Source organism: Methylomonas sp. EFPC3 (assembly GCF_029643245.1).
Classification (GTDB): Bacteria; Pseudomonadota; Gammaproteobacteria; order Methylococcales; family Methylomonadaceae; genus Methylomonas; species Methylomonas koyamae_B.
In genome coordinates, this window is the sequence record NZ_CP116398.1 from 3,102,246 (window position 1) to 3,114,361 (window position 12,116).

Annotated in this window: 12 protein-coding genes; 1 reads left to right on the forward strand and 11 read right to left on the reverse strand. The window is 56.7% G+C overall.

The annotated features are described in order from the left end of the window. Window positions 1-83: 83 nt before the first annotated feature. The 11 genes from PL263_RS13875 to PL263_RS13925 form a co-directional block, all read right to left on the reverse strand. Window positions 84-485, reverse strand: a complete 402-nt coding sequence (locus PL263_RS13875; RefSeq protein WP_278209906.1) for a hypothetical protein — start codon at window positions 483-485, stop codon at window positions 84-86. Between the two features lie 246 nt (window positions 486-731). Next, window positions 732-1,202, reverse strand: coding sequence for a hypothetical protein (locus tag PL263_RS13880; protein WP_278209907.1), 471 nt, complete (start codon window positions 1,200-1,202; stop codon window positions 732-734). Next, window positions 1,186-1,467 (reverse strand): hypothetical protein, encoded by a 282-nt coding sequence (locus tag PL263_RS13885; protein WP_278209908.1) that lies wholly within the window; start codon window positions 1,465-1,467, stop codon window positions 1,186-1,188. Before PL263_RS13885 ends, PL263_RS13880 begins: the two co-directional genes overlap by 17 nt. A gap of 51 nt (window positions 1,468-1,518) precedes the next feature. Further along, on the reverse strand, window positions 1,519-1,887 hold the full coding sequence (locus PL263_RS13890) for a hypothetical protein (RefSeq protein WP_278209909.1): 369 nt from the start codon (window positions 1,885-1,887) through the stop codon (window positions 1,519-1,521). A gap of 178 nt (window positions 1,888-2,065) precedes the next feature. Next, entirely contained in the window at window positions 2,066-2,566 is a 501-nt protein-coding gene (locus tag PL263_RS13895) for a hypothetical protein (protein ID WP_278209910.1), read from the reverse strand. Between the two features lie 550 nt (window positions 2,567-3,116). After that, entirely contained in the window at window positions 3,117-4,322 is a 1,206-nt protein-coding gene (locus PL263_RS13900; RefSeq protein WP_278209911.1) for a PepSY-associated TM helix domain-containing protein, read from the reverse strand. An 11-nt stretch (window positions 4,323-4,333) separates the two neighbouring features. Continuing rightward, entirely contained in the window at window positions 4,334-4,882 is a 549-nt protein-coding gene (locus PL263_RS13905) for a sigma-70 family RNA polymerase sigma factor (protein ID WP_278209912.1), read from the reverse strand. A gap of 144 nt (window positions 4,883-5,026) precedes the next feature. Continuing rightward, window positions 5,027-6,223 carry a PepSY-associated TM helix domain-containing protein gene (locus PL263_RS13910; protein ID WP_278209913.1) on the reverse strand — a complete coding sequence of 399 codons (1,197 nt, stop codon included), beginning with the start codon at window positions 6,221-6,223 and terminating at the stop codon, window positions 5,027-5,029. Next, the gene (locus PL263_RS13915; protein ID WP_278209914.1) at window positions 6,220-8,694 is read right to left on the reverse strand and encodes a TonB-dependent receptor; all 2,475 of its coding nucleotides are present in this window, start codon (window positions 8,692-8,694) and stop codon (window positions 6,220-6,222) included. Before PL263_RS13915 ends, PL263_RS13910 begins: the two co-directional genes overlap by 4 nt. A gap of 128 nt (window positions 8,695-8,822) precedes the next feature. After that, window positions 8,823-9,782, reverse strand: a complete 960-nt coding sequence (locus PL263_RS13920) for a FecR family protein (protein ID WP_278209915.1) — start codon at window positions 9,780-9,782, stop codon at window positions 8,823-8,825. A 77-nt stretch (window positions 9,783-9,859) separates the two neighbouring features. Beyond that, a complete protein-coding gene (locus PL263_RS13925) occupies window positions 9,860-10,396 on the reverse strand; it encodes an RNA polymerase sigma factor (protein WP_278209916.1) in 537 nt (178 codons plus the stop codon). Window positions 10,397-10,999: 603 nt separating this feature from the next. On the opposite strand from PL263_RS13925, the gene PL263_RS13930 reads away from it, so the two are divergent. Next, entirely contained in the window at window positions 11,000-12,046 is a 1,047-nt protein-coding gene (locus PL263_RS13930) for a GlxA family transcriptional regulator (protein WP_278209917.1), read from the forward strand. The last annotated feature ends 70 nt before the right edge of the window (window positions 12,047-12,116 follow it).

A 12,116-nucleotide genomic window follows, 5' to 3' on the forward strand; every position in this document is an offset into this window, starting at 1 on the left:
AATTGTAGGAGTTCCAGCCTGTACAATATCGCGAAGCTGAAATTTTAATGTAGTGGAAGACAAGCCCATTTCATTTTTCCTTATTAAATATTTACGCGGACTAAAGCTGTATAAGGCATACTCATGCCGAATACATCTAATGCTTCCTTAATTAAGTTAATTATTTCTTCACGAGAAACACCAAAACCATCTGGAATTTCAAGGGATAGGTTTTCAAAAATAATAACAGCACCATCCACACCTTCTTCGTTTACTCCCTTATATTGCACTTTAAAAATCAATCCTTTGTCTTTTATAAAAAGACCGTATTTGCCTGGGCCTTTCCTCATATGGGAAGTTAGTGCAAAGCAAAGCATCACCACATCACATTCACGATCTATTACCCATTGAAAAAATACATCGTCATTTACTCCAACACTTCTAGCCAGAGCATTGGCCTTCTCAGTGTCATTTTTCGATAGACTTTCTTCATATATAAAGCTCATGATATTTCCCTTATTGAAAAGTTAATTAAATCTGCATCGACGCCTGAATATTCCGCTGTGCCAATTTTGCTTAACAGGTTGGTGAAAAACCATATTTCAGGCGCTAATTTTGGTCAGCTTAATCAATATATAGTGTCTGCAGTATCATGCTTCAACTAAATACAGACTGAATCAGGGTCAAAAATGAGTTTTTCACCAACCTGTTAAAGCTTGATCGACTGTATATGCCATGATCTGCTCCCTGATTTATTTGAATTCGACTTCGAAAGAAATGATGTTGCCTCGGGCAACGGTATTTGGGTTTGCAAAGGTGCCGCCGTCAGCAGTGGCACGAAGATAAGCCTTTTCTTCGAGCGCCTCGCGTATCAGTTGTTTGATCTCTTCCCTGCGCGATTCAAGGCTTGGCGGTATCAGCAAGTCATACACGCTCCAATGTTCCTGAAGGCCAATGCTGTCATGTCCCATTATTTTTTGGTCAACATTGAACACGACTGGCTGTCCGTCCATAACGAGTACATAGTATTCCAATTGCTCTCGCCCCCCACCTGTCACAAAAATCACATAGACTCCGCGCACACGGTCAATCGCCCAGAGATTCAGCAAATCGGAGCGGAATTCGGGTATGTATCGGGCCTGTTTTCTGAGGTTTTCGTAGTTAATAACAGCAGCAAATTTCCCTCTGTCTTGTTCGGGGATTTTTTCATTCACAAATGCCATGCTGGTGTGCTCCTGTTGAAATTGTTCGAATCTGTTGTTGGTTTGTTTTACCGAATGTATTGATATCGTTGTCATGCCGCCATTTTCGATGTTGATTCATTTGCCGCCGAGCAACAGACTCGGTGTTAAAAGCGCGGTCGTCGAAGTATTTCAGGACGGTCAGTTTGTCAGCCCAGGCGTTGTAGGAGGGGCTGTCGGTGGCGACGTTTTGGATGTTGACTGTCAGGCTGTGGCCGCTGCAGGCGCCGCCAAAGGTAGAGGCCATGGTGCTGGTGTCGTCGCTCCAGGCGTCAAGGATTTCATCCAGCAGGGCTTGCTAATCGGCGCGACCGGCGCTAGCGAATTGGATGAGCAGGCCCGCCAAGGTGGTGCTGATGCTGGCCGCTTCGCGCAGGCTGCGGACTTGTCTCGCGCCCCTTCGACTCCGCTCAGGACAGCTCTGCATGTCCGGTAGGGTGGTGACGGCTCTGGTATCCACGTGATCGGTAAACCGGCTGTGGAAGGTATCGTGGATCAGATTGATGTCGCCCAGGTTGCCGCCGACCTTTCTCGAAGTTAAGCCAATAACGATTGGATTCAGGTTTTTCCAGTGAGGCAGGCTGGCGAATCCGGATCGATGCCGAGCGTGGTGGTCACGTGGGCGGGCATAAGCTTCCCTGTCGTTTGTCGATTCCCTTCGTGCCATCTGTTAGTCTCTAAAATTGGTTGCCGGTGGGGTTGTGGTTTTAGCCGCGCAACTTAGTGATGATCATCGGCGTTAGCCAATTTTCGCAAATCGCTACTTCGAACAAACTTGTCCTTAAGCCCAATCGGCAACGCAATAGAGCTATTCGCTTTGTCGCGGATCGCCCGCTTGCTCGGCGTCAAATTGACTGGGCATCCATAACGCCCGCCCGTTTCAACACATACCATGGCTCGAGATAGAGCTTGCCTGGCGGCCAGGCCATCATCATCCAACATCCGCAAATGAATAAGTATCCTGCCATTTGTTTCCTGGCGGGAACGCTGGCGGTGGGGTAAGTCATTTGAAACCACATGGTGGAGCAAACCAGGCTCACGAAGAGCAATTGCAGCCATCCTGCCATGAATATTAGTTGACTGGGTGCTAGCTTGGCTTCCTGGGCGGTGATTTTTAACAAGCCTGAGTAGCGTAGCCAGCGGATTTTCTGATCCGTGAAGTCATGCTGCCGGCGAATGGCGATGATCTGTTCGCGGATGATAGTCGGTGGCGCAAACCCGAAACGGCTCTTGAATAGCTCAGGGTTATCCAGTGCTCTGCGGTCAAGTTCCGCCGTTGGTGTCCAGGCTAACAGCAATTTGAGGGGAACTTGGCACTCAATACTCGTAGTAGTCGCGACCGGCATCGCGTTGAATGCCGCCGAAATTGAGTTGGGTAGTGTTGTGGGTTTGACTTGGTTGTTTGTTGATCAATTGCTCATCTCCGGCGGTATTGAGCACATATTTTTAGTGTCCTTTTGTCATGAGGTGTTTTGGGTTTCGAAATGGTTTTGGCCGGCAGCGCGCTGGTTGCGCCTACGGGACGCCGGCCGGTTTGGCGATGTACCAGGACGCGATACAGAGCTCGTTGAGCATCCAGACCATGATCAGCCAGAACCCACCGAGCAACCTGGGCTCCTGGATGTTTCTGCGTAAGCGAATACCTCACGAGGTATACAACGCCTTACAATATAGACAATTGACCTTGGCGCTCCTGCTGACTAATAAATCGTACCGTTGCAGTAATTGCCGGTAAGCTGTGAAGTCCCTCTGTTGAATTTGATCTACTCAGCCCACCCCGGACGATTGTCGGATAAAACTTCTCCGAATGACTCGGCTACCTTTTAGACTTGCGTTCATGGCTGCCTTCGTAGGCATATAGCCCATACAAACCGGGGTTTTGATTTCAGCGGTTATTCAAGATTTAACCAACCTCGCCCGCCGCTTCTTCAACCAAATCACCACGCCGGTCACCGACAGCATGACGATCGCCAAGCCGAGGATGCAGACCACTATCCGGTAAGGCAGGCCGAACACCTTGGCCATGTGTAACGCGGCCAGCCAACTGGTTACGGTGTTACCGGCGTACTGGCCGCGGGGAAACAGCAACAATTTCGGGGCGCCGGTCGTGGCGTCCAGCACCAGCCGGGTCTCGCCGCCCGTATCCTGAATGTCGGCGCCGGTGCGCGCCGTGTAAACGTAAAATCCCTTTGCGGCGTTGTAGCGAAACGACACGGGCTCATTAACTGCCACGCCGCGTTCACGGGCGGCCTGGGCCAACGATTCGCCGGCAATACGGTAGGCGTCGCGCCAGCCGATGGCCGGGTTTTCCAGCGGCTGGTCCAGGTCGAGAACATCGATCCACGGCTCATGGTATTCACCGACCAGCGTCCGCGTCACCGGCGCGTAAACGCTGTCGCTCAGATTCATGTAAACGCTGGACCAAGCGAAGGTCAGCAACAATAGCCACAGCCACAGCCCACCGGCACGGTGCAGATCGAAATTGATCCGATACGCGGAACCCTGCCATTTGATGTTCCAGGCCACAGCCCAACGCCGCCAAAACGGCTTGGCCGGGGCTTGCGCAGCGTCGCGCCGGGCGGGCGGCAGCGTCAGGTAAAAACCGACGAAACTGTCCAGCGTCCACACCAGCGCGGTAATGCCCATGATCCAACCGCCGATTTCGTCCAACGCCAAGGCATAATGCAAGCGGTAGACGAACGGCAACAAATTGGTCAAACCCTGACTAAGATCGCCCCACTTGCGCCGGCCCAACTCGTCGCCGTTGTAAGGATTCAGCAGCAATTGGTCGTAATCCAAGGCGTAAGGCTTGCCGTTCATCGGGTTGGTTTTCGGTTCGAGCCAAACCTCGACCAAGTCGTGCCCCAAATTTACCGACTGTAAGCGGGCGTTGGGCGCCAACCGTTCCACTCGCTCCAGCACGACCGGCAATTCGAGCCGAGGCTGCCCGGCGGCAGGCACTGAGAATGCCGGATTCAGCCAAGTATCCAGCTCATGGTAAAAAGCCAACAAACTGCCGGTCAGACCGACAATAATCAGGAAAGCAGTCATCGCCAGCCCGGCGTAACGGTGTACAACCACCCAGAACGGGCGCCATTTCATGGATCGCTCCTTTATGCCACTAGATGCTTGGAACCGCTAACGCGCGGAGTTGCCAGAGCTTCCCGTCGACGAATCTGGCCGCCGAGGCGCTTGCGGCAATACGTCACACCCTTGATGACGTGTTTTTCCACGGCGCTCTCGGAGATATCGAGTAGCAGGGCGATGTCGCGGTAACTCATGCCGCGCAGTTTGTTCAAGATGAAGGCATCCCGGCAGCGCGGCGGCAATTCGGCAATGGATTGATGCAATAACGCCCGCCGCTGCGCATCCGCAACTTGGCTCTCGGCGTCCGGGTAGCGGTCCGTTTCCGGCGCATCGCAGGTTTCGCGGTGCCGATCGACGATGCGGCCGTGACGCAAATGGTCCAAAGCCAGATTGCCGGCGATGCGGTACAGCAAGCCGCGCGGATGCTCAATGGTATCGGCAGCGTTACGGCATAAAATCAGGTAGCTTTCCTGCACTAAATCCTGAGCCGTCTCCGGGCAGTGTACGATGCGTTGCAAATGGTGCAGCAACTCTTTACGGTAACTCCGGTACAGTACGGCAATGTCCAAACTCATGGTGGGCGGAATAGGCAAGAGGGGTCGGCCGAATACACAGCCAGTTTCATGCCACAGAAAAACGCCTGTACATTCAAAATGTTGCGCGCCATGTCGCTTGGCCGATACGGCATATCGCCCAATCCAGCCGGCAGCTAACATAGTTTAATTTTCCCGTGCGTGCGTGGCCCGCCGCTTTTGCAGCCAACGCAGCACCCCGGTCAGATACAACAGCGGGCAAGCCAGACCGGACGCGAATACGGCGATCCGCCCGCTCCAACCCAAAGCCTGGCCGCTGTGGATCGGCCATTGCCAATCCAAAAACACGTCGCCGTAGCTGCCGCGCCCCGCTTCGTAGACTTGTAATAACCTGCCGCTGTATTGGTCGACGGCGAAATCCCGATAGCCCAAGGCAAAACCGCTTAACTCGGCGGCGTCGCGTTTGGCAATCCGAAACACGCCCCGCTCCCCGGTCGGTGCGGTCAACATCCACAACCTGCCGCCGGGATACGCCCGATTCACGGCCGCTTCCGCCGCTTGAAAACCGATCGGATCGCGGCCCAGGGCCGGTTCCGAATACAACTTTTCGCTATCGATCCCTTCCCAGGCATTCGGCCGCGTCAACACCGAAAACCTGCCGACCACCCGGTTGACCGGCTCCGGCAAATTGAAATACACCCCGGAAAACAGCACCGGAAACAACACACAAAAGCTCAAAACACCGGCCAGTTTGTGCAGATCGTAGTTGCGCCTGACCCAACCGGCGCGGCGTCTGCACGCCAAGGCACTGGTAAAACGGCCGGTCGACGGCCACCACAACACCAGCCCGGTCAATATCGAAACCAGCGACAGCGCCGAGACAATGCCGACTAAAACCACGCCAAACCGATCCAGCAACAGACAATAGTGCAGTTGCATGATGAAGCTGACCAGCGGCCGCCGCCAGTAACCGGCGGCGGGATGCCACAATTGGCGGCCAGTTACCTGAGCCGTGTAAGGATCGACGAAGAGGTAATAGCCGTCGCCGTCCGCTTCGCCACTTACGGATGCGTAATACAACAGCTTATAGGCCAAGCCCGGCCGGCGCGGATAATAGACCTTAAAAAAGCGGCTGCCGGACGGCTTCAGGCTATCGGCGGCCGCGACCATCTCGTCCAGCGAGCGAACTTGAGGGTGTGTTGGCACTGCAACAACGATTTGATCGCGGTTCAGAATTTCCTGCAGTTCCTCGTAGAACACCAGAATCGCCCCGGTCAAACCCGCCAGCGCGACGATTGCCCCGGCGCTCAACCCCAGATATAAGTGCAGGTTCAGCCAGATTTTGCGGCGGGTCTGCCGCCGCCGTAAGCCTGCCGGGCTCAAAACTCGATCCGCACCGAGCCTAAAAAGGTGCGCGACGCGCCCGGTTGAATCCCGCCGGTACGGCTGCCCCAGGTGGAGTTGGTGTAATAGCGCTTGTCCAGCAAATTGTCGATATTGAACTGCAGACTGATCTTGGAAGGGCCGGCATGAAAGGCGTAGCCCAACGCGGCATCGACCCGCGCGTAGCCGGGCAATTGAAACGAGTTGAGGTTGTCGCCTTCGCGCTGGCCGACCAGATAGACGCCGGCACCCGACCACAGGCCTTTCAAGGCCGGTTCGGCAAACTCGTATTTCGACCACAGGCTACCGGCATGACGCGGCACATTAATGAAGCGTTTGTCGCGGAAGTCGGCGTCTTCCACCACCCGGGTGTCGGTATAGGAATAAGTTGCGATCAGATTCCACTGCTCGGTGATTCGGCCGGCCATATCGAACTCTATCCCGCGGCTGCGGCCCTTGCCGACGAAGATGCTGTAGCGTTGGTCGCCGGGGTCGGTCTGAGCCACGTTCTTTTTGGTCAATTCGAAGAACGCCAGGCTGGCGTTGAGCCTGCCGTCCCACCACTCGCCTTTCAGGCCGGCTTCGTAACCTTCCGACATTTCCGGTTTGCGCTGCGTGCCGGGCGCCACCAACACGCTGTTGGCGGCGTTCAGGGCTTTGCTGTAGTTGCCGTAGAGCGAAAGCCACTGCAACGGCCGATACAGCAAGCCGACCCGTGGACTGAACTCACCGTCGTCGGTGGTCGGCGTATCGACCCAGCTGGTGCGGGCCTGGTCGTAACGGGTACCGAACAACAAGTGCCAATCTTCCCTGATTTTGACTTGGTCCTGGATGTACAGCCCCCACCAGGAATCGCGGCCGGACGAAGTCGGATCGTATTGTTCCTGGCTCAAATCCACGCCCGGCCGGCCGTAAACCATGGGCTGATAAATATTGATCCGTGCCGGAAAAGTATTGCCGCAGCCCACTTCGCACAGAAACAACGCGGTGTTGTTGCGGTAATCGATTTTAAAAATATCGCCGCCGACCGCCAGCGTATGTTCCGTAGCGAACAGGGAAAATTTGCCGGTCAGGTTGATCAGACCCTGAATGCTGTCCTGGTCGTAATCGTACATGCTGTACCAGCGCGAAGCCTCGCCGCTGGTTTCGTCCAGGGCTTCGATGCCGACGCCGGCGCTGTATTGGTGGTTGCTGTTGTAAGCTGCCTTGGCTTCCAGCTTCCAGCGCTGGTTGAATTCGTGGCTCAGACTCATGCCGCCGTAAAGCAAGCTAAAATCGGCGCCATCCAGCGCCGGCTCGCCGAAATAACGGCTGATCGGTACGTTGGCCGGCCGCTGGCCGACCGCCGGAACGCCGAAAGTCGTCGGGCCGTTGACATCGTGGTAACGAAAATCGAAATCCAGCCGGGTGCGCGGCGACAATATCCAGGCCAACGACGGCGCGACGAAACCGCGCTCTTTATGCACCACATCCCTGAACGAATTGCTGTCCAGATACTCCATATTGAAGCGGTACAGCAGACTGCCGTCCTGGTTGACCGGACCGGTTGCATCGACCAGGGTCCGGTACAGATCGAACGAACCGAATTGCTGCTGCACCGAGTAGTAAGGCGTGTCCAACGGCCGTTTGGTAACGTAGTTGATCAAACCTCCCGGTTGTAATCGGCCGTACAAGGCCCCGGCCGGGCCTTTCAGAACTTCCACCTGTTCGATGTTGGCCAACGAATGCGATTGGGAAACGTCGCGCAGGCCGTCGATATACTGGCTGCTACCGGTATCGAAACCGCGCAGAAAAGCCGTGTCGTAGAAAAACTCCTCGCCGCGGGTATCGAAATAACCACTGACATTGCGCAGTGCATCGCCGACCCGGATCGCCTGCTGGTCTTGCAGCACCGCTTTCGGCACCACCTGGATCGAAACCGGAGTTTCCATCACCGGCGTGTCGGTCTTGGTCGCCGTGCTGGCAACGCTCCGGTTGTAATGCGGGTTGTACGGATCGGTATCGGCGTATTCGGCTCTAGCGGTTACCGTCACGCCGGGCAATACGGAAGCGGCCGACTGCGGTGATGCGGCCGCGGCTTTTTCCAAGGTCAGACTGCCCGATTCGGTACGCCGGACCGTCAAACCGCTGCCCGCCAACAAGCGCTGCAAAGCCTGGCTCGGCGTCATTGTTCCCTGCAAGCCCGGCGAAACCAATCCGCGCAGCAGATCGGCATTGATCAGCAATCGCTGGCCGCTGGCCTCGGAAAACTGCAGCAACGCATCGGCCAGCGCCCCGGCCGGAATCTTAAACTCCAGCGTCGGCGGCGACTTTTCCGTGGTGTCGGCGATTGTGCGGACCGGAAAGGCCGTCAGCAACAATCCGGCGCAAAGCAGCGGGGCGGCCCAGACCTGCGCCCGCCGCTCGCGGCAGGCATTTGCGGCCGGGCTGGCGGCAGCGGCGAACGGCGGGATACTGGCTTCATGCATCATTGGGACTCCGTCGATTGTTATCCGATTCGGCCGGCAGCGGCTTATGCCGCCGGCTCCTGCGATGAAGACGAAATCAACTCGGTAGAGCATCCATCCGCCCGAAAAAAAAATTTCGGGCGTCGAAACAATCAGCCGGCGGAAAGAAACACCAGCGCGTCACCAAATGTGGTGACTTTGACGGGAAGAGTCTGGGCAATGGTTTGCAGCGCCTGATCGGTATCGCCGATATCGAACACGCCGGTCAGCGGCAAATCGGCGATGCGGCGATCGACGATCAGTATCTTGCCGGGCCGGTAACGCTCCAGTTCGGCGATAACCTCTGCCAGCTTTTGGTCTTGAAACACCATACGCCGTTGCCGCCAAGCGCCGGCGCGTTGCGGATTGACAGCCGCCGCCGGCTCCAGCCGGTCGCCGGCGAAGCCGAGCTGCTGGTTGGCGGACAGGCGCTCGTGAGTCCGGCCCCCGGCCGTGGTGATTTTTACCGAATGCTCGAATACGGTGACGCTGGCCCGGCCGTCCCGGCAGCGGACGCTGAACGCGGTACCCAGGGCCTGGACTTCGCCGGCTTCGGTGGCGACGACAAATGGCCGCCGCTTGTCGGCCGCCACTTCGAAATAGGCTTCGCCGCGCGCCAATTCGATCCGGCGCCGCTCGGCGGAGAAGTTGACCGAAAAAGCGCTGCCGCTGTTCAGCAATACGGTAGAACCGTCGCTGAGTTGCACCTGGCGTTGTTCGCCGACTGCACTGCGGTAATCGGCCAGCAACAGGCTCCATTGCGGATAGGCCAGCGTCAACCCCAGTAAGGCGGAGGCCGCTAAGGCCAGTCCGGTTTTAGACCAGCGCTGGCGCGGTCTTGTAACCGGCCTGGCCGCCGCAATGGGCGGCGCTAAATCGGTATCGGCAAGCGGCAATTGGTCCAGGCCGCGCCAAAAGTCGTTGACGTCGCGCCAAGCCTGCCGGTTTTCCGAAGCCTGAGCCAGCCAGGCCTGAAACGCCTGGTGCACGGCAGCGTCGGCCAGATCGGAACTCAATCGGGCCTGCCATTCCATGGCCTGTTGTTCTGCATGTTGCTGTCGGCGGTCTGGCATGGGCGGCAAGCGAGAGTCTGAAGGAAATCGGCACGGCAATTCGGCCGGGGTATTGTCCACGATCGGCCGGCTTCCGGCTACGACCTGTCGGCAGGACCGCCGGCTTCCAGTTCCTGCATCCGCCGCCGGCAATGCTCCAGCGCTTTGACGATATGCTTCAACACGGTGTTTTCCGAGATATCCAGTTCGCGCATGATCTGCGAATACGGGTAGTGTTTGAATTTATGCAGAACGAACACTTCCCGGCAGCGCGGCGGCAGCTCCGCAATAGCGATACGCAAGTGGGCCAGCTGCTGCTGGCTGTAGAGCTGGCGCTCCAGGCCGGGCTGAGCGTCGGCATGTTCGGCCAATTCCTCGGCGTCGGCATGGCGCGCCTGTTCCCGCTGAATTTTCCGGATATGGTCTATCGCCAGATTGCCGACCACTTTGTACAGAAACGCCCGCGGATTCCGGATCGGCGCATCGGCTTCGACTTGCCTGAGGCGAAAGAACGCGTCCTGCAGGATGTCGGCAGCCGCATCCGGGCATCTCACCCGATTCAACACAAAACCGAATAATTCCTCGCGGTGAAGTTCGAGCAGCGTGCTGGCAAAGGCTTGGTCGAGTTTTAACATGGCAAAAAATTGCGGAGGGAAACCGGCTTTCCCGAAGCAAAACTTTCGCCAGCATCAACGCCTCGCGCCGCTTTTGCCCGGCACGCCCGGTAAATTCGGCGTCGCGGAGACGAGAATCGGCTGGGCTGGACGCGCGGCAGACAATCTTGCCGCTTGAAAATTGCGGCAAATGCCACATCGACTGTGGCAATTGCCGCAGTCTGGCGAACTTGCCGGCGCTGACCGAAGGCCGCGGCAGCGTGCTGGCCGGCAAGCGCGCGGGAAACTAGCCTACTACGGCAGCCCGTTCCAGTTGCCCGGTTATGTGCGGCTGGACGCCTTTGCCGCTTACAAATGGAATGTGCATAAATTCCCGGTCACGGCCCAATTCAATATCCGCAACTTGTTGGATAAAACCTATTACGAATCGACCGACCCGGATTCGAATGTCTCGCCGCGTACCGGTATTTACCCCGGTGCGCCGCGATCGGTCGAGCTCCGAACGGCGCCCCTGGCAGGGTCCGCCAGAATCAGCATTGGCAGAAAACGAGGGAAAGTTGTCATTGAATCATCCTCCAGAACGAGTACGCTTGTTAGCGAGACCAGCTAACGGGGGAAAATGTCATGACGACATTTAGCTTTGCTCATCCGGAAAACTTCAAATACCAATCGCGTACCATCGGCATCGTCGTATTTCCCGGCGTGGAATCGCTGGACATCACCGGGCCGTTCGAAGTGTTCAACTTCGCCAATCTCGGCTTGGGCCAACACGGTATCGACTGCGACCCGATTTACACGATCAAACTGTTGGGTCGGAGTCCGGGGCCGGTGGCGACGCTGTCCGGCCTGCAAATCGTCGCCGAAGACATTTACGGCGATACTTCGACCGAGTTCGACACCTTGTTGATTCCCGGCGGCGACATTTCGCAGGAATTACACAACCGGGAACTGCTGGACTGGATCGCGGCGATGGCACCCAAGGTTCGCCGCATCGCCTCGGTTTGTACCGGCGCCTTTTTGTTGGCCGAAGCCGGTTTGCTGGACGGGCGGATTGCCACCACCCATTGGCATTACAGCCAGCAACTGGCGGAATGCTATCCGAACATCCAGGTCGAAGCGGACCGGATTTTCATCAAACACGGCCATATTTTCACCTCCGGCGGCATCACCTCCGGCATCGATCTGGCGTTGGCCTTACTCGAGGAAGATTGGGGCCGGGATTTGGCGCTGTTTGTCGCCCGCTTCCTGGTTGTATTCCTAAAACGGCCGGGCGGCCAATCCCAGTTCAGCAGTTATTTATCCAACGAGGCGTTCCAGCGTACCGACTTGCGCGAATTGCAGTCCTGGATCATCGCCAATCTGCATACCGAACTGAAAGTCGAGACGATGGCGGAACGTTTGGCGATGAGTCCGCGTAATTTCGCCCGGGTGTTTCTGAACGAAACCGGTATGACACCGGCCAAGTTCGTCGAAACCGCCCGTATCAACCAAGCCCGGCATTTTTTGGAAACCACCGAACAGTCCATCGAAAGCGTCGCCAAAAAGACCGGTTTTAAAGATCCGGAGCGGATGCGACGCACATTTATCCGTCAGTTGGGCATCAATCCGCAAAACTATCGACAGCGATTCAGTCGAGCCGCATCCGTGATTGGCCAAGCCTGGCAACAGTAAGGACGTTAACCGCCAGATTCCGTTCGTGCCCGGAGCGCTATCGTCGGCTTCGGAGTTCCCTCAGTAACCG